This window comes from Mesorhizobium sp. CA15, from assembly GCF_020165215.1.
GTDB lineage: Bacteria > Pseudomonadota > Alphaproteobacteria > Rhizobiales > Rhizobiaceae > Mesorhizobium.
In genome coordinates, this window is sequence record NZ_JAIUHQ010000011.1 from 101,465 (window position 1) to 119,337 (window position 17,873).

A 17,873-nucleotide genomic window follows, 5' to 3' on the forward strand; every position below is an offset into this window, starting at 1 on the left:
GAAACGCTATCTTGAAACGGGTAGATGGAAGAGCGCATCCGGCTGATCCGGGTATCGCGGCACAGAGGAGGGGGTCCATGTTACGCACCGTAACGACCGCAGCGCTTGTAATAACGGCCGCTCCGGCCTTCGCCAATGATTCCGTCGCCGAGCTCGGCACAGGCGGGCTGATCCTGTCGCGCAGCGACGCCGTCGCCATGCAGAGCGAGGACCTTTTCATCTCGCCGGAGAAGGTGACGGTCGACTATGTCTTCCGCAACAACACCGACAAGGATGTCAGCTCCATCGTCGCGTTCCCGATGCCCGACATCGAGGGCGATCCCAACGAGATGCCGGCCATCCCGGAGGCGCAGAGCGACAATTTCCTCGGCTTCGAGGTGACGATCGACGGCGTCGACGCGAAGCCGCAGCTGGAGCAAAAGGCGCTGGCGCTCGGCATCGATATTACCGCCGATCTCAAGGCGCAGAACGTGCCGCTCTATCCATTCGGCGACGCTGCCAAGGCGGCGCTGGCGAAGCTGCCCAAGGATGTCGCCAAGGACTGGGAAGACCGCGGCATCATCATCGAAGATACTGCCGATGACGGCTCGGGCATGCAGACCGCTTACGTGCCCTTCTGGCAATTGCGCTCGACCTATTGGTGGCGCTCGACCTTCCCGGCCAACAAGGAAGTCCATGTTTCGCACCGCTATAAGCCCAGCGTCGGCGGCACCTCCTCGGTCAGCTTTTTCTATGATGGGCAGTTCCAGGGCCAGTATGCGGCCTACAAGACGCGCTATTGCATGGATCAGACGTTCGAGAACGCGGTGCGCAAGGCGGCCAAGGCAAATCCGGACGGTTATCCGAAATATTACGAGAGCCGCATCGCCTATATCCTGACCACCGGCGGCAACTGGGCGGCCGGGACGATTGGCAATTTCAAGCTCACCATCGACAAGGGCAGCCCCAAAAACCTCGTCTCCTTTTGCGGCGACAATGTCAAAAAGGTCGGGCCGACGACGTTCGAGGTCACCGCGAAGGATTTTTATCCCGAGCACGATATCGACATCCTTCTGCTCGAGCCGTCGGACAATGGCGGGAACGGCGGCTGATGGATATCGCGATCTATGTCGCCATCGCCGAAAACGGCGTGATCGGCCGCGAAGGCGGCCTGCCGTGGCGGCTTTCCACCGATCTCAAGCGCTTCAAGGCCGACACGATGGGCAAGCCCATCATCATGGGCCGCAAGACTTATGAAGGCATCGGCCGGCCGCTGCCCGGCCGGCTCAATATCGTGGTGACGCGCGACAAGGCCTGGCGCGCCGAGGGCATCGAGGTGGCCCACTCGCTGGATGACGCGATCGCGCTGGCCAGGGTGCGCGGACGCTGCATGGCGGGAGTTGAGGAGGTCTGCGTGGTCGGTGGCGGCGAGATCTATGCCCAAGCCTTGCCGCTTGCCGACCGGCTGCATGTGACCCATGTGCTGGCCAGCGTCGATGGCGATGCGCATTTCCCGCCGATCGATCCAAGCATCTGGCAAGTCGTCAGCGCCGAGGATTTTCCTGCCGGAGAGAAAGACAGCCACGCCACACGTTACACGGTTTACGAGCGCCGGCGCGACGATCGTTGACGACGACAAAGGGTCGCTACCCGTCCAAATCGCACGGGGACGATGGCACATCGCGTTGAAAGCGGGTCAAGGCGTCCCTATAGAAGAACGGTGTTGCAGCGGCGCGCGTCCAACCGGACGCGCAACAGGCCGCCGTAATACTTTGATTTTGGGGCATGATTCCTTTTCGAAAACCGATATGGGTTTTCGTGGTCATGCGCTAGGATTGCGCCGCAAGGCCCGAGGGAACCGAAGCGAAAGGACATTCATGCCCTGGAACGACAAGAGCGGTGGCGGCGGCCCATGGGGCGGCGGCGGCAATCAGGGGCCCTGGGGGCAGGGACCGAAAGGGCCAAGCGGCCCGCAGGGTTCGCCCCCCGATCTTGAGGACATCATCCGCCGCGGCCAGGACAGGCTGCGGCGCGCGCTTCCGGGCGGCGGCGGCGCGAGCCCCGCCGTGCTCGGGCTGATCGCGGTGGCGCTCATCGTGCTGTGGGCCTTCAAGGCGATCTACACCGTGCAGCCCGACGAGGTTGCGGTCGAACTGCGCTTCGGCCAGCCGAAGTCCGAGCTTTCGCAGCCGGGCCTGCATTTCCACTGGTGGCCGATCGAAACGGTCGAGACCGCCAAGATCTCCGAGCAGCTCGTCAGCATCGGCGGCGGGTCGAGCAGCGGCTCCGGGCTGATGCTCTCCGGCGACCAGAACATCGTCAACGTGCAGTTCTCGGTCGCCTACCAGGTCTCCGATCCCAAAGCCTATCTGTTCGATGTTTCAGATCCCGACGGCATGCTGACCCAGGTCGCCGAGAGCGCCATGCGCGAAGTCGTCGGCCGGCGGCCGGCGCAGGACATCTTCCGCGACGACCGCCAGGGTATCGCAACCGGGGTGCGCGAGATCATCCAGGGCACGCTCGACGGCTACAAGACCGGTCTCCAGGTCAACGCAGTCTCGATCGAGGACGCAGCGCCCCCGCGCGAGGTGGCCGACGCCTTCGACGAGGTGCAGCGCGCCGAGCAGGACGAGGACAAGTTCGTCGAGCAGGCCAACCAGTATTCCAACCAGAAGCTCGGCCAGGCGCGCGGCCAGGCGGCTCAGGTCCGCGAGGACGCCGCCGCCTACAAGAACCGCGTGGTGCAGGAGGCGGAAGGCGAGGCGCAGCGCTTCATCTCCGTCTACAACGAATATGCCAAGGCGCCCGACGTTACGCGCAAGCGCCTCTACCTCGAAACCATGGAGAAGATCCTGAAGGACTCCAACAAGGTCGTCGTCGAGCAGGGCAACGGTCAGGGCGTGCTGCCTTACCTGCCGCTGCCGGCTTTGCAGCCGAAAGCGCAGCCGGCGCCGGCTCCGCTGGGCGGCGTCACGACGGGAGGCAACCAGTGATGGCCAACCGTCTTCCCATCATCGCCGTCATCGCGGCTGTCCTTCTGTTCCTGCTCTACTCCGCGGTGTTCGTGGTCAATGCCGGCCAGCAGGCGATCGTGCTCAGGTTCGGCGAGATCATCGACGTCAAGAACGAGCCCGGCATCTACTTCAAGGCGCCGTTCGCCTTCTTCGATGCAGACAGCGTGCAGATGGTCGAGAAGCGGGTGATGCGCTTCGATCTCGACAACATCCGCGTCCAGGTCTCGGGCGGCAAGTTCTACGAGGTCGACGCCTTCATCGCCTATCGCATCTCGGATCCGCGCACGTTCCGCGCGGCGGTGTCCGGTCAGGTTGAACTGGCCGAGGCACGGCTGCGGACACGTCTCGATGCGGCGCTTCGCCGTGTCTACGGCCTGCGCGATTTCGAGGCCGCGCTTTCGGAGGAACGCGGCGTCATGATGCGCGAGGTGCGCGATCAGCTTCGCCCCGATGCGACCTCGCTCGGCCTCGACATCGAGGATGTGCGCATCCGCCGGACCGACCTGACGGCGGAGGTCTCGCAGCAGACCTATGACCGCATGAAGGCCGAGCGCCTGGCGGAAGCCGAGCGTCTGAGGGCGCGCGGCAACGAGGCCGCACAGCGCATCAGGGCAAGGGCCGACCGCGAGGTCGTCGAGATCGTCGCCGAGGCGCAGAAGGAATCGGAAATCCTGCGCGGTGAAGGCGAGGCGCAGCGCAGCGCGACCTTCGCGGACGCCTATAAGCGCGACCCGTCCTTCTTCGATTTCTATCGCTCGATGAATGCCTACGGCACGGCGCTGGACAGCACCGGAACGACGATGGTGCTCTCGCCCGAATCCGAGTTCTTCCGCTACTTCCGCGATCCGGGCAGCAAGCCTCAGCCCGGGCAGCCGGCCGCGCCCGCGACGCCTGCCGCGCCGGCCGCGCAACCCAGCACCGCCCAGTAGCGGCGGTGCAGGACTTTGTCGCGGCGATCGGGCTGGTCCTGGTGATAGAGGGCTTGGTCTATGGCGGGTTTCCGGGCCTTGCCCTGAAACTGGCGAGCGAAATGCAGTCGATGCCCGAGAACGCGCTGCGGTTCGGAGGATTGGCGGCAATCGCGGTTGGCGTCGCCATTGTGTGGCTGGCTCGCGGCTGATGAAATTCATTGGTGCCGCGGCGACGGACGATTTATCCTGAGAAGACGGGCATAGCCGCAAACGTGCCGTATTTCTTGCCAACATGAACCGGACAGGGCGTATTTGCGGAAAACGCCTGTCCTTTTCAGACACACCGGGAGGCCACGATGATATCCGACACCCTGTTGCGCGCGGCGCGGCGCATGGTCTTCGCCGGCGCCACCGCATTCGCGGTCGGCATTGTTGCCGTCCCGTCCTTCGTCACACCGACGATCGCCTCCGACGGGCCGCCCTCGGTCGCCGATCTCGCCGAGCGCCTACTTGGCGCGGTGGTCAACATCTCGACCTCACAGACGGTGAAAGGCACGGAAGGGCCGGGCGCGGTGCCGATGCCGCAGCTGCCCGAGGGCTCGCCGTTCCAGGACTTCTTCGACGATTTCTTCAAGAACCGTGGCGGCGACAAGGGCGGCGCCGGGCAGAAGGTGCAGTCGCTCGGCTCCGGCTTCGTCGTCGACGCCGAGCAGGGTATTGTGGTGACCAACAACCACGTCATCGCCGATGCCGACGATATCGAGGTCAATTTCTCCGACGGCGTCACGCTGAAGGCGACGCTCGTCGGCACCGACACCAAGACCGATGTCGCGGTGCTGAAGGTCGACCCCAAGGGTCACAAGCTGACGGCGGTGAAATTCGGCGATTCCACCAAGATGCGCGTCGGCGACTGGGTGATGGCGATCGGCAATCCGTTCGGCCTGGGCGGCACGGTGACGGTCGGCATCGTCTCGGCGCGCAACCGCGACATCAATTCCGGCCCCTATGACGACTTCATCCAGACCGACGCCGCCATCAACCGCGGCAATTCCGGCGGCCCGCTGTTCAATGCCGAGGGCGAGGTCATCGGCATCAATACGGCAATCATCTCGCCGTCGGGTGGCTCGATCGGCATCGGTTTTTCCATCCCTTCGCAGCTTGCCGCCGGCGTGGTCGATCAGCTTCGCCAATATGGCGAGACGCGGCGCGGCTGGCTTGGCGTGCGCATCCAGCCGGTGACGGCGGACATCGCCGAAAGCCTCGGCATGGCGACCGCCAAGGGCGCGCTGGTGGCCGGCGTCATCAAGGGCGGGCCGGTCGACAACGGGTCGGTGCAGGCCGGCGACGTCATCATCAAGTTCGACGGCAAGGATATCCATGAAATGCGCGACCTGCCGCGTGTCGTCGCCGAAAGCCCGGTCGGCAAGGCGGTCGACGTCGTCATCGTGCGCAAGGGCGTCGAGCAGACCGTCAAGGTGACGCTCGGACGGCTGGAGGACGGCGAGAAGCTGGCCAGCGGCGAGAACGGCAACACCGACCAGGACAAGGGCGACAAGGCGACGCCTCCGGTGTCGACGGCCTCGGTGCTCGGCATGACGGTCGGCGAGCTCAACGACCAGACACGGCAGAAGTTCGGCATCGCGGCCGATGTGTCCGGCGTGGTCATCACCGACGTCGCCAAGAATTCGGCGGCGGCCGAGCGCGGCATCCAGCCCGGCGAGGTGATCACCGAGATCGCGCAGGAATCGGTCGGCACGCCGAAGGACGTGATGGACCGGATCGGCGCGCTGAAGGAGCAGGGCCGCAAGAATGCGCTCTTGATGCTGGCGTCGAAGACCGGCGAACTGCGCTTTGTAACGATCCGGATGGATTGAGTCCGGAACGTCCGGTAACCGATTGATGTTCAATGAACAGGGCGGCTAGCGAGCCGCCCTTTTTCGTGCCTGCCAATCCTGGCGCGACAGCCTGTAGAGGACATGCCGCTTGAGATGCGGGTGGGTGTCCGGCACGGCGGGGTGGTCGAAATCGGCACCAGGATCGGCTCGCATGCCGAGGCGCTTCATCACGGCGATGGAGCGACAGTTTTTGGCGACGGCGAAGGAGACGATCTCCTCCAGCCTCAGCGTTTCGAAGCCATAGGCGAGCCAGGCTTCAGCCGCTTCGGTGACATAGCCCTTGCCCCAGAATTCCGGCGCCAGCCGCCAGCCGATCTCGATCGTGCCGTCCGGTAGCGATGGCACATCATCCGTATCCAGGAGACCGACGAAGCCGATGCATTCGCCGGTGGCCGCTATCTCGGCGGCGGCGAAGCCGTAGCCATCCTCCTCGATCCAGCCGCGGAATTCGTCCATCATGGCGTCGGCGGTCGCACGGTCGCGGCGGAACGGGAAGAATTCCATCACGCGCTCGTCGGAGTTGATGCGGTGGAAAAGCGCGCGGTCGCGCTCTTCCCAGTTGCGCAGGATCAGGCGCTCGGTGCGGATCGGCTTCATTCTGAAAACTCATCCCGGCGATAGCCCTGGAGATAGAGCAGCGCGGTCAGATCGCCGTGATCGATGCGGATGCGGGCCTGCTCGGCCACAACCGGCTTGGCGTGAAGCGCGATGCCAGTGCCGGCAAGACGGATCATATCGAGGTCGTTGGCGCCGTCCCCAACCGCAATCGCGTCCTCGGTGGTCAGTCCGAGCCTCTTCGCGATATCGAGCAGCGCTTCGGCCTTGGCGGCGCGGCCGAGGATCGGCTCGGCCACCATGCCGGTGAACGTGCCGTCTTTCTCGATCAGGCGGTTGGCGCGGTTTTCCTGGAAGCCCAGCATGGCGGCAATGCGGCTGGTGAAGACGTCGAAGCCGCCGGAGACCAGCGCCGTCCAGGCGCCATGGGCGCGCATCGTTTGCACCAGCGCACGACCGCCGGAGGCGAGCGTCAGCCGGTTGGCGACGATGCGGTCGACCACGGCTGTGTCGAGGCCTTTCAGCAAGGCGACGCGCTCGCGCAAGGCGGGCTCGAAGGCGATCTCGCCATTCATCGAGCGCGCGGTGATCGCCGCCACATGATCCTTGACGCCGATCTCGTCGGCAAGCTCGTCGATACATTCCTGGTCGATCATGGTCGAATCCATATCGGCGAGCAGGATCTTCTTGCGCCTGCCTTCGGCCGGTTGGACGATGACGTCGACCGGCTCGGAAGCCAGCGCCGCGCGCAGATTGGCGGTCATTTCGCCGATATCCGGCGTCTGCGGCAAAACGAGATCGCAGGCGACGTCCTCAGCCAGCCAATGAACGGCGCTTGCGCCGGCGGCCCGCAAGGCCATATTCGCAAGCGAGGCCGGCACGGCGCGGGCTTCTGGACGGGACACTAAAGTGGCTATCAGCGGCATCGAAAATTCCGGCAGGCAGGCGGGCGAAGGCCGCATCAAGAACGCGACCCTGATAGCCGGGCCGACAGCCAGCGGCAAGTCGGCGCTGGCGCTCGATCTCGCCGAACGCAATGGCGGCGTCATCGTCAACACCGATTCCATGCAGGGCTATTCGGTGCTCGATGTCCTGACGGCGCGGCCAAGCGCCGCCGAAATGGCACGCGTTCCGCATTTCCTTTACGGCCATGTGCACCCCTCCACCGCCTATTCCACCGGCGCCTGGCTGCGCGACGTGACAAAGCTGATCGAAGACGGCGTGCTGTCGGGCCGTCCGGTCGTTTTCGTCGGCGGCACCGGGCTCTACTTCCGCGCGCTGGCCGAAGGCATCTCGGATATGCCGGACATTCCGGCGTCCGTCCGCGAGCGCTGGCGCTACGAGCTCAAGGAGCAAGGGGCCGAAAGGCTGCATCGCCTGCTGATGCACGAGGATTCGGCTATGGCCATGCAACTCAGGCCGACCGACGGCCAGCGTATCGTGCGGGCGCTCGAAGTGCTCGACGCCTCCGGGCGTTCGATCCTCGAATGGCAGGCGGTGCGCGGCCGGCCGCTGATCGATCGCGACAGCGCGCGCTTCCTGGTCATCGAGCCGGACCGCGAGCAACTGGTTCGGCGCATCGAGGCGCGCTTCGACCAGATGCTCGACAAGGGCGCTCTCGACGAAGTGCGTCGACTCACCGCGCTCGGCCTCGATCCGGACCTGCCGGCGATGAAAGCGATCGGCGTGCGGGAGCTGCAGGCGGCAATGGCCGGACAATCGGATTTTCCCGAAGCCATTGAGCGCGCCAAGATCGCGACCCGGCAATATGCCAAGCGTCAGTCGACATGGTTCAGGCATCAGCTGGGCGCGGAGTGGCGCAGGCTGCGGCCGGGCGACGAACCGGCTGTTCAGGACTGACTAAAGCTTTTTCAATCAGCGCCTTAAAATCGCGGGCTCCAATTCTCGCCAAGGTTGTTCGGATTAACGGTCCGTAAGGTCGGCCATGCCATAACCTTTGGGGCTACAGTGCCGCGGGGAGTTGATGCGTTTCCATAAGGCGGAATCCGCATTTTTCGTCTTTATTTTTGTGATCCTGGCCGCGGGCCTGGTGACCTTCCATGCCTATGGCCAGTTGCAGGACATCGCCGCCGACCTCGATGCCGGATCGCGCGTCGACAGAATCGTCTATCTCAACAAACTTCTGTTCGTCACCGGGGCGCTGCTGGCAACCGCGCTGTTCTTCGGCACCTTCTTCATCTACCCGCTGATCCGCGGCCAGGTGCGGGAAGAGGGCAAGCTCAGGGCCATGACGGTTTCGCTCAGTGCCCGCTCGCAGACGCTCGAGCAGGCGGCGCTCACCGACAGTCTCACCGGAATGCAGAACCGCCGCTATTTCGATGATGCGCTGCGCGAATATCTCCACGAGTTTCGCCGCATCGACAGGCCGGTCGGGCTGATGATCCTCGATCTCGACCATTTCAAGCAGGTCAACGATACGCATGGCCATGACGTCGGCGACGAGGTGCTGAGGGCCGTCGCCACCTGCCTGCGGGGCATGACGCGCTATCACGACGTGGTGGCGCGGCTGGGCGGCGAGGAGTTTGCCGTCGTCACCCCCAACATGGATGTCGAATTGCTCGCCAGGTTCGCCGAGCGCATCCGCAAGGCGGTCGCCAACATGTCGATCATGTCGGGCAATGTGCGGCTGAAGGTCACCACCAGCGTCGGCCTTGCCGTCTGGGATCACAAGGAGAGCGCGGAGGACTTCTACCGCCGTGCCGACCGCCAGCTCTATGAGGCGAAGAAGCAGGGCCGCAACCGCGTCTGCGCCTAAAATTCCGACATGAATTCATGAGGCCGGTCAACTGACGCGCCTTTCTCGACTTCCGGTGCTCACGGACTACATGTCCGCTTCGCTCCGGCTTCTCGAAAGCCACGTCATTCGATCCGGCCTGATGAATTCCTGTTCGGAATTTGGCTGTGCTTGCGAAGCTGATCGCAGGCTCAATCGTTGAGCTGGCGCATGCCGAAGGTCGAGGGCTTCAGGCCGTAGCGAGTGTCGAAATCGTCGTCCGGCTGCACGCGCGCGGCGGTGGCCGGCTTCTTGTAGTCCGGGTCGCCGGCCTGGCGGGAGGAATCCACAGCCTCAGCGAAGGCCATGGCCTGCTGCGGTTTCGGCACGTTGCGCAGCCGCTCGACGATCATGGCGAGATCGACGTCGTTGCCATCCACGGAAGACTCGATCTTCTCGCCCTTAGCGGTGCCCGGGATGAACTCCTGCGGCAGCTTCTCGAACTTCAGCCGCATGGTGGTCGCCACGCCTTCGCCGAAGGCGATGGCTTCGCGCTGCCCCATCGAGGAGAGGAACGCCAGGGTCGAGGCCGAGGAATCGGCGATCGCCGAGCGGATGATGGCCTGGTCCTGCTCGTTGGCAAGCCGCATGGCGAAGAAGGTCGAGCATTGCGACAGGATGGTCGGGTCGAGCTCGCCCGGGCGCTGGGTGACGACGCCGAGATAGCAGCCATATTTGCGGCCTTCCTTGGCGATGCGCGACAGCGCGTGCCTTGTCGGCGCGAAGCCGAGACGCGGATCGGCCGGCATGTAGCGATGGGCTTCCTCGCAAAGCAGCAGCAGCTTCAGCCGGCCCTCGCTCCACAGCGCCAGGTCGAAGGCCAGGCGTGCCAGCACCGAGCAGACCGAATTGACGACTTCCGAAGGCATGCCCGCCATCTCGAAGCAGGTGACCGGGCGTCCATGGTTGGGGACGCGGAAAATGTTGCCGATCGTTTCGTGGATGGTGTCCTCGATCAGCCGCGAGTTGAACATGAAGCGGTAGCGCGGATCGGCTGCCGCCGATTCGATGCGCGTTTTCAGCGACTTCAAGGTCGGGCGGTCGTTCTTGCTTTCGAGCATGCCCATGCGCTCGTCGATCTGCTTGATGAGATCAGCGACACGGTAGGGCACTGGCGTGTCCGCCGTCAGCGCGTCGCTGCCGCGCCTGACATAGGTGCCGGAATTCGGGTTGCGATAAAGGTTCTTGGCGGCGGGGATTAGGTCGCGCAGGACATCCACTTCCTCGGGCACCGTCTCGCGGCCGCGAAACAGCACTTCGGCGAACTCCTCCAGCCTGAACATCCAGAACGGCAGGTCGAGCGTCTTGGAATCGACCTTCACGCAATATTCCGGCAGCGAGGCGGCGAACTCGTTATGCGGGTCGAGGATGAGCACGCGCAGATCCGGACGCGCTTCGATCGTCTTGCGCAACAGCAGCGAGACAGCTGTCGACTTGCCGACACCGGTGGTGCCCACGATGGCGAAATGACGCGCCAGCGTGTCGTCGATGGCGATGTTGGCATCGATCGATTCATCCTGCGACAGGGTACCGATCGTCACTGAATGGCGCCCGGCCAGATCGTAGACCGCCTGCAGGTCGCGGGTTCGGATGCGGTGAGCAATGGCGCCGATATGCGGGTAGGTGGTGATGCCACGGTCGAACACCGGCTTGGCGCCGGGCTCGACGCCGTCGCGAACCTCGCCGACCAGTTCGACGCTGACTTCGATCGGATTCTGCCCTTCGTGGTTCCAGGCGCGATCCGATTTGCCGATGGCATAGACAAGGCCGACCGTTCGTGTCGAACCGAGATTGATGGAGATCATCTTACCGACGGTCCAAAGGCCGCTGATCGCGCCTTCGGTGTCTTCGGCATGGGCACTGATGGTTGCACGCGCGCCGTCGCATTGCACGACATTGCCCAGAATCCGCTTGTCGTTCTGCTGGATGTTGCGGCGCTCCTGCGAAGTCGGTTCGCCAACGGAGGCTTCGCGTTCGACAAACATGGCTGACCTGATCCCATTCCATGGAGCCTCGACCCTACCCAATCGGGGTTAAAGTCAGGTGAGGTCGGATGGTGTAGGCGGCGTTAAGCCTAGCGCGACAATTCGATCGACTGGCCTCTTTCCAGGCCGAGAAAATCCGATATATTGGACGGATGGGTGATATATCGAATAGCATTACCGCCACGATCGGCCGGCGGATACGCTCCGAAAGAACGCTGAGGGGCTGGTCGCTTGCCGAATTGGCTGAGCGCTCGGACGTTTCGAAGGCGATGCTGAGCGCCATCGAACGCGGTACGACCAGTCCGACCGCAGCGCTTCTGGTGCGCATCGCGGCGGCCTTCGGCATGACGCTGTCGACGCTGATCGCGCGGGCCGAGATGCAAGGCGGCGGTATTTCGCGCCGGGACGAGCAGCCGATCTGGCAGGATCCGGCAACCGGGTACATCAGGCGGTATCTATCGCCGGCATCGCAGATGCCGCTGGAACTGGTCAGGGTCAGCCTTCCGGCAGGTGCCAGGGTCAGTCTGCCGGCGGCGTCCTACGCCTTCATCAAACAGCAGATATGGCTGATCGGCGGAAGGCTGGATTTCACCGAGGGCGATGTGGTGCACCGGCTCGAGCCTGGCGACTGCCTGGCGCTGGGCGCGCCCTCGGATTGCGTCTTTCATGCTCCCGGACCGGATGCGGCGGAGTATCTCGTGGCGCTGGTCAGGGACTGACTCCGATGTCTCGCCGGCCAAAACGCTCGCACAATGGCGGGCCGCCGCTCGACGACTATGACGGCCCGCCCTGGGGCAAGGGCGATGCCTACATTTTCCTCGCCTGGCGCGCCGCCCACGATAAGGCTTGGAAGGCGCCAAGCCACGCCGTCATGCTGATGCGGCTGGAGAGAGCCGAACGGCTCGGTCTGACCTACGAGGAATATACGCTCGAGATTTTGGAGCGCGGCCGTCATCTCAGCGAGGACGACGCCGACCGCATCGCCGAAATCAGGCGGGCGCGACGACGCAAACGCATCAGCCATTTCGAATGACCTCGTCAACGACATATCATCACCTGGAGAGCGCCAGCATGAACTCCCTTGAAATCCGGGCGTTGCGCGACGATGCAGCGACCATCGCTATGCTCACCGATCTGCTGATCGAGACGGTCGCCGCCGGCGGATCGGTGAGCTTCATGCATCCATTGTCGGCGGAGGCCGCGCGGGAATTCTGGCGCAAGTCGCTTGCCGCGGCGGCGCGCGGCGAAAGGGCGGTGCTGGGCGCATGGCATGGCGAGGTGCTTGCCGGCACCGTCACGCTGTTGCTCGACTTCCCGCCCAACCAACCGCACCGCGCCGAGATCGCCAAGCTGATGACCGGCCGCGACCATCGTGGCAAAGGCGTCGCGACCGCCCTGATGCGGGCAGCGGAGAAACTGGCCGTCGAGAAAGGCCGTACGCTGCTGGTGCTGGACACGGCCAGCGAAGAGGGCGCGGCCGGGCTTTATGAGAAACTTGGTTTCACCTTGGCTGGAGAGATCCCCGATTTCGCGCTCAAGCCACACGGCGGGCTCACCGGCACCCTTATCTACTGGAAACGGATCGGGGCAGCGGCGACACGCTATCCTGAACTTCCGGCAATGTGCGACAGGAGCCAGCGGCGGAAATCCTGCTCGGCGCCGGAGAGTCGCGACGATGACGGTCTCGTCAGGAAATGGCCCGATGGGCTCGAAAGCTCGAAATCGGAAAGCCTGACGAGAACCTTGTCCTTGAGGGCCGCGTCGATCAGCGGCCGCGAGCCGAGCAGCGCCCCGGCGCCGACCTTCGCGGCTTCCATGGCGGCGACGAAACTGTCGAAGCGGTGCGAGCGCCGGGGATGGCCGGAAAATCCCGCGGCTGCGAACCATTCCGCCCACATCTCGCGCGCGCCCGCCACCAGGAGAAGCGGCAACGACGTCCACTCGCCACCTTGGGCGAGCGGCGGAGCCGCGACCGGGACAAGCCGCTCGATGGTCAGCCGGTCGGCCTCGCGCCCGGGAAAGGATCCGTTGCCGAAACGTATGTCGAGCGCCGAGCCCGGCTGGTCGTAGTCGGTCGGCCGATGGATGGTCACCAGATCGAGCCGGATCTGCGGCAGCACCTTTGCCAGGTCCGGAAGAGCCGGGACCAGCACCAGCATCGCGAAAGAGATGGGGACGCGGATGCTGACGATCTGCACGGCACGCGGCTCGAACAGCTCGTTCGTGCTGTTGCCGATGGTCGCGAATGCCGACTGGATGTGCGGGAGATAGGCCGCGCCTTCCGGCGACAGAGCCACGCCGCGCGCCAGACGCGCGAACAATCGCGTTTTGAGCCGCTCCTCCAGAAAGCGGATGTGCTGGCTGACGGCGGCTTGCGTGAGTCCGAGCTCGGCGGCCGCGGCAGTGAAGTTCGACAGGCGGGCGGCCGCCTCGAAACTGCGCAGCCAGTCGAGCGGAGGTATCGCATCGAAAGTTCTTCCAGCCATCAGAAATTTAGCGCCATCACCCGAAAAACGATAATTTGAATTATGCCTTTGATGAAGCCACCATGCAATCCGTACCCGCAGCCGCGATCTAGGATGGGAGCTTTTGGGCATGTTGACGACAGTGACGCTGGGCGACGAGGGACGAACCATCGAGCTTGGCTGGAAGGACGGAGCGCGCAGCCGCTTCCATGCCATATGGCTGCGCGACAACGCGCTGGACGACAAGACGCGCAGCGCCGGCAACGGACAGCGGCTGATCACCATCCTCGATATTCCGGCCGAGACGCGGATCGGCGCGGCTGAGATCAGGGGCGGAGCGCTGGAGGTCACATTCGCTCCTGAAGGCAAGGCCGTCAGCTTTCCCTCAAGCTGGCTCCGCTCTCATGCCTATGATCGCCAGCAGGCGCGCGAACCCGGCTGGACGGGAGGCGACATAGAGCGCTGGACGAAAGCCACGATGCAGAATTCCGTGCCGCGCGCGACTTATACGGAGGCCAGCCGCGACAGCAACGTCTTGCGGCAATGGCTCGCCGCGGTCCGCAGCTTCGGCTTCGCTATCATGGACGGCCTGTCCGCCGAATCCGGCGCGCTGTGCAAGGTGGCGGACCTGTTCGGCTATATCAGGGAGACCAATTATGGGCGCTGGTTCGAGGTGCGGGCCGAGATCAATCCGAACAACCTCGCCTACACCAATCTCGGGCTGCAGGCGCATACCGACAACCCCTATCGCGATCCGGTGCCGACGCTGCAGATCCTCGCCTGCATCGAGAACACGGTCGAAGGCGGCGAGTCCAGCGTCATCGACGGGTTCGCGGTGGCTGCCGCACTTCAGTCGGAAAATCCGGAGGGCTTCCGGCTGCTCTCTTCCCATCCGGCGCGTTTCGAATATGCCGGCTCGTCGGGCGTGCGGCTGCAGTCCAAGCGGCCGATGATCGAGCTCGGGCCCGATGGGGAGCTCATCTGCATCCGCTTCAACAACCGCTCGCTGGCGCCGGCGGTCGACGTGCCCTTCGCCGACATGGAGAAATACTACGCGGCCTATCGCCGTTTCGCCGAGCTGATCGAGGATCCTGCTTTCGAGGTGACGTTCAAGCTCGAGGCGGGGCAATCCTTCATAGTCGACAACACCCGCGTCATGCATGCGCGCAAGGCGTTTTCCGGCAGCGGCAAGCGCTGGCTGCAGGGCTGCTACGCCGACAAGGACGGCCTGCTGTCGACGCTTGCGGCGATCGAGCATGGTTTCAAGGAGGCGGCGGAATGAAGCCCAACGAATTGAACGCAGGCAATATCGTCGAATTCATCGCCGATATTTTCGAGCGCCGCGGCGCCGAATCCTATCTCGGCGAGCCGGTCACCATGTCGGAGCATATGCTGCAGGGCGCGTGGCTGGCCGAGCAGGACGGCGCGCCGGAGGAGCTTGTGGCGGCGGCGCTGCTGCACGACATCGGCCACTACACCAGCGAGTTCGGCACCTATTCGCCCGACGACGTCGAGGACAAGCACCATGACGAGGCGGGCGGTGAGGTGCTGGCGCCCTTCTTCCCGCCGGTCATCGTCGAATGCGTCAGGCTGCATGTCTCGGCCAAACGCTATCTCTGCGCCACCGATCCGACCTATTTCAGCAAGCTGTCGCCGGCTTCGGTGCATACGCTGTCGCTGCAGGGCGGGCCGATGAGCGCGGAGGAGGTGGCTGAGTTCCGCAGCAATCCCTTCCACGACGAAGCGGTGCGCGTGCGCATCTGGGACGAAGGCGGCAAAATCGCCGACATGAAGACGCGGGCCTTTCGCGACTACGTGCCTTTGCTCGAGCGAGTGGTGAAGAAGTTCGCGGCGGAGAAGGCGGCATAGATGGCAGAAGCCCGGCCCGTTGGGCTTCTGCCATCCGCGAGAGCGCCGTGCGTCAGCTCTTGTGGTACACCTCCTGCAGCCCGTAGACAGGCGTCGGCAGGCCAACTTGGCGGGCCTTCAGCTGCAGCGACAGATATTGCGAATAGTGGCGCGACTGGTGCAGGTTGCCGCCGTGGAACCAGAGCGCTTCCTGCTGCGTCGGCTTCCACATGTTGCGCTGCTCGCCTTCCCAGGGACCCGGATCCTTGGTGGTGGCGGAGCCGAGGCCCCAGACCTTGCCGACCTTGTCCGCCACCTCCTGCGAGATGAGGTCGGCGGCCCAGCCGTTCATAGAGCCGTAGCCGGTGGCATAGATCACCAAGTCAGCCGGCAATTCGGTGCCGTCGACGAATTTGACGCCGGTTTCGGTGAGTTCCTGCACCGCGGCGCCCGGTCCGCTCTTCAGCTTGATCGAGCCGTCGATGACGAGGTCGCAGGCGCCGACATCGATATAGTAGCCGGAGCCGCGGCGCAGATATTTCATGAACAGGCCCGAGCCGTCGTCGCCCCAGTCGAGCATGAAGCCGGCCCTTTCCAGGTCATCGTAGAATTTCGCGTCGCGTTCCTTCATCTGCCGGTAAAGTGGGATCTGGAACTCGTGCAGGATGCGGTAGGGCAACGAAGCGAAGATCATGTCGGCCTTGCCCGTCGTCATGCCGTTCTCCACCGCCTGCTCGGAGTAGAGCGCGCCAAGCCCGATATCCATCAGCGTGTCCGACTTGACGATGTGGGTCGACGAGCGCTGCACCATGGTCACGTCGGCGCCGCCTTCCCACAGCGCCGCGCAGATGTCGTGGGCCGAGTTGTTGGAGCCGATGACCACCACCTTCTTGCCGCGGTATTTGTCCGGTCCGGGATGGGTCGAGGAGTGCTGTTGCTCGCCCTTGAAGATGTCCTGGCCTTTGTATTTCGGCCAGTTCGCCTTGCCCGACATGCCGGTCGCCAGCACCAGTTGCTTCGGCTTGAGCACGATCTCCTTGCCGCCGCGCTCGACGACGATCGTCCATTCCTTGGTCTTCTCGTCGTATTTGGCGGATTTGGCGGTGGTGGAAGACCAATAGTTCAGCTCCATCACCTTGGTGTACATTTCCAGCCAGTCGCCGATCTTGTCCTTGGGCGCGAAGACCGGCCAGTTCATCGGGAAGTCGATATAGGGCAGGTGATCGTACCAGACCGGGTCGTGCAGGCAGAGCGACTTGTAGCGCTTGCGCCAAGAGTCGCCCGGACGCTCGTTCTTCTCGACGATGATGGTGGGCACACCGAGCTGTTTCAGCCGGGCGCCGAGCGCGATACCGCCCTGGCCTCCGCCGATGATCACGACATAGGGTTGCTTGGTGTGGCCGAGCTCGGCGATCTCGTCGTCGCGCTCCTCACGCCAGGTCTTGCGGCCCTTGCCGTGGCCGTGCTTGGCGCCGAGAGGACGCGTGAAGCCGGCCTTCTCCTCATGGCCTTTCAGCTCCGCCATGGTGGTGAGCAGGGTCCAGATCAGGTCGCCCTTGAACCGCACGAGGCCAAAGCCGCGCGCCACGCTCGTCTCGAAGGTGATCCAGGCAGTGGTGACGCCGCTGTCCTCGCTCGCTTCCTCGCCCTTGGCCACCGCCCATCCGGTCGGCTTGGTGCTGGCCAGCGTCGCCTGCAGCATGTCGCGGATCTGGTCCTGGCCCTCCATCGTCTTCAGGTTCCAAGTGAAGGTGACGAGGTCGCGCCAGTAGCAATCGGCCTGGAAGCAGTTGACGGCGCTGTCGATGTCGCCGGCTTCCAGCGCCTTGCCGAACTTGTCGAGCAGCGCTTGCGCCTTGGTGGTGGGTGTTCTCTCGAGCATTTGTTCTCCTCCACTTTGCTAGAGTCCGGCATCAGCAGTAAGCAGCCTGCCAACCGCGATGCTCATGAGCGATTGCAATGAAATCAATCTGTTAGGACGATATGGGCTTCGATCGGCCGTGCCGGGTCGAGTCGATGGGTAGCGATGCAGCGCAGCCAGGATTGAACTATGACATCGTCGCGAGGCGATCGCACGCCGGACAGGACCTGCTCGATCTCGCGTATGTGCTCGCCAGCCATGCGTCCTCCTCGCACGTCTTTTGCCAGCGTATAGTGGTGCGTCGGAGAGCGACGCTCAACTGTACTATGGTAGCTGTGGGGGGTTGCGCGCAGGCGCCGTCTCCCACAGGCGAGTGAATTCGCGCTGGACCCCATTGACGAGCCCGCGTTTTGGCCCTTATTGTCCGCGCCCATGAAAACGGCACTCATTCTCGTAGGCTGGCGCGTGGGCAAGGCGGTGTAACCGCCGGGCGAAAACCTCCCATGCGCATCACACAGGCTCCCTCGGGGGCCTTTTTTATTGCCTTGAACACGACTAAACGACCA

17 protein-coding genes and 1 pseudogene are annotated in these 17,873 nt (G+C 64.0%); 13 read left to right on the top strand and 5 right to left on the bottom strand.

Annotated elements, in window-relative coordinates; all coding sequences use genetic code 11:
* Positions 1-77: 77 nt before the first annotated feature.
* From LB515_RS18475 to LB515_RS18500, 6 genes are all read left to right on the top strand, one after another.
* Positions 78-1,091, top strand: coding sequence for a DUF4424 domain-containing protein (locus LB515_RS18475; RefSeq protein WP_224708557.1), 1,014 nt, complete (start codon positions 78-80; stop codon positions 1,089-1,091).
* Positions 1,091-1,609: a dihydrofolate reductase gene (locus LB515_RS18480; protein ID WP_224522816.1), complete on the top strand. Its 519-nt coding sequence runs from the start codon at positions 1,091-1,093 to the stop codon at positions 1,607-1,609. The genes LB515_RS18475 and LB515_RS18480 overlap by 1 nt, the downstream gene beginning before the upstream one ends.
* A gap of 247 nt (positions 1,610-1,856) precedes the next feature.
* Entirely contained in the window at positions 1,857-2,972 is a 1,116-nt protein-coding gene (gene hflK / locus LB515_RS18485; RefSeq protein WP_224602030.1) for an FtsH protease activity modulator HflK, read from the top strand.
* Positions 2,972-3,922: a protease modulator HflC gene (hflC, locus tag LB515_RS18490; protein ID WP_224708558.1), complete on the top strand. Its 951-nt coding sequence runs from the start codon at positions 2,972-2,974 to the stop codon at positions 3,920-3,922. The genes hflK and hflC overlap by 1 nt, the downstream gene beginning before the upstream one ends.
* Positions 3,923-3,927: 5 nt before the next feature.
* Positions 3,928-4,113: a DUF2065 domain-containing protein gene (locus LB515_RS18495; RefSeq protein ID WP_224708559.1), complete on the top strand. Its 186-nt coding sequence runs from the start codon at positions 3,928-3,930 to the stop codon at positions 4,111-4,113.
* A gap of 147 nt (positions 4,114-4,260) precedes the next feature.
* Positions 4,261-5,778: a DegQ family serine endoprotease gene (locus LB515_RS18500; protein WP_224626145.1), complete on the top strand. Its 1,518-nt coding sequence runs from the start codon at positions 4,261-4,263 to the stop codon at positions 5,776-5,778.
* Positions 5,779-5,823: 45 nt separating this feature from the next.
* Here the strand turns inward: LB515_RS18500 and LB515_RS18505 are convergent, their stop codons facing one another.
* Both LB515_RS18505 and serB read right to left on the bottom strand, forming a co-directional pair.
* Positions 5,824-6,396: a GNAT family N-acetyltransferase gene (locus LB515_RS18505; protein WP_224708560.1), complete on the bottom strand. Its 573-nt coding sequence runs from the start codon at positions 6,394-6,396 to the stop codon at positions 5,824-5,826.
* Positions 6,393-7,280 (bottom strand): phosphoserine phosphatase SerB, encoded by an 888-nt coding sequence (gene serB / locus LB515_RS18510; RefSeq protein ID WP_224708561.1) that lies wholly within the window; start codon positions 7,278-7,280, stop codon positions 6,393-6,395. The genes LB515_RS18505 and serB overlap by 4 nt, the downstream gene beginning before the upstream one ends.
* Here serB and miaA point away from each other — a divergent pair.
* A complete protein-coding gene (gene miaA / locus LB515_RS18515) occupies positions 7,270-8,214 on the top strand; it encodes a tRNA (adenosine(37)-N6)-dimethylallyltransferase MiaA (RefSeq protein WP_224708604.1) in 945 nt (314 codons plus the stop codon). The genes serB and miaA overlap by 11 nt on opposite strands.
* A gap of 124 nt (positions 8,215-8,338) precedes the next feature.
* Entirely contained in the window at positions 8,339-9,130 is a 792-nt protein-coding gene (locus tag LB515_RS18520) for a GGDEF domain-containing protein (RefSeq protein ID WP_224708562.1), read from the top strand.
* A gap of 170 nt (positions 9,131-9,300) precedes the next feature.
* Here the strand turns inward: LB515_RS18520 and LB515_RS18525 are convergent, their stop codons facing one another.
* Entirely contained in the window at positions 9,301-11,133 is a 1,833-nt protein-coding gene (locus tag LB515_RS18525) for an ATP-binding protein (protein WP_140839838.1), read from the bottom strand.
* A gap of 152 nt (positions 11,134-11,285) precedes the next feature.
* Here LB515_RS18525 and LB515_RS18530 point away from each other — a divergent pair, with 152 nt between their 5' ends.
* The 3 genes and pseudogenes from LB515_RS18530 to LB515_RS18540 form a co-directional block, all read left to right on the top strand.
* Positions 11,286-11,852: a helix-turn-helix domain-containing protein gene (locus LB515_RS18530; protein ID WP_224708563.1), complete on the top strand. Its 567-nt coding sequence runs from the start codon at positions 11,286-11,288 to the stop codon at positions 11,850-11,852.
* A gap of 5 nt (positions 11,853-11,857) precedes the next feature.
* Positions 11,858-12,166, top strand: coding sequence for a hypothetical protein (locus tag LB515_RS18535; RefSeq protein ID WP_140839842.1), 309 nt, complete (start codon positions 11,858-11,860; stop codon positions 12,164-12,166).
* Positions 12,167-12,204: 38 nt separating this feature from the next.
* Positions 12,205-12,729 (top strand): annotated as a pseudogene (locus tag LB515_RS18540) (N-acetyltransferase family protein); the annotation flags it as partial.
* Positions 12,730-12,734: 5 nt separating this feature from the next.
* Here LB515_RS18540 and LB515_RS18545 read toward each other — a convergent pair.
* Positions 12,735-13,619 (bottom strand): LysR family transcriptional regulator, encoded by an 885-nt coding sequence (locus tag LB515_RS18545; protein WP_224708564.1) that lies wholly within the window; start codon positions 13,617-13,619, stop codon positions 12,735-12,737.
* 109 nt (positions 13,620-13,728) lie between these two features.
* Between LB515_RS18545 and LB515_RS18550 the strand changes: the two genes are divergently transcribed.
* Entirely contained in the window at positions 13,729-14,880 is a 1,152-nt protein-coding gene (locus tag LB515_RS18550; protein ID WP_224708565.1) for a gamma-butyrobetaine dioxygenase, read from the top strand.
* Positions 14,877-15,467 (top strand): HD domain-containing protein, encoded by a 591-nt coding sequence (locus LB515_RS18555; protein ID WP_224708566.1) that lies wholly within the window; start codon positions 14,877-14,879, stop codon positions 15,465-15,467. The genes LB515_RS18550 and LB515_RS18555 overlap by 4 nt, the downstream gene beginning before the upstream one ends.
* 52 nt (positions 15,468-15,519) lie before the next feature.
* On the opposite strand, the gene LB515_RS18560 is transcribed toward LB515_RS18555, so the two are convergent.
* A complete protein-coding gene (locus tag LB515_RS18560) occupies positions 15,520-17,328 on the bottom strand; it encodes an NAD(P)/FAD-dependent oxidoreductase (protein ID WP_224708567.1) in 1,809 nt (602 codons plus the stop codon).
* Positions 17,329-17,873: the final 545 nt, after the last annotated feature.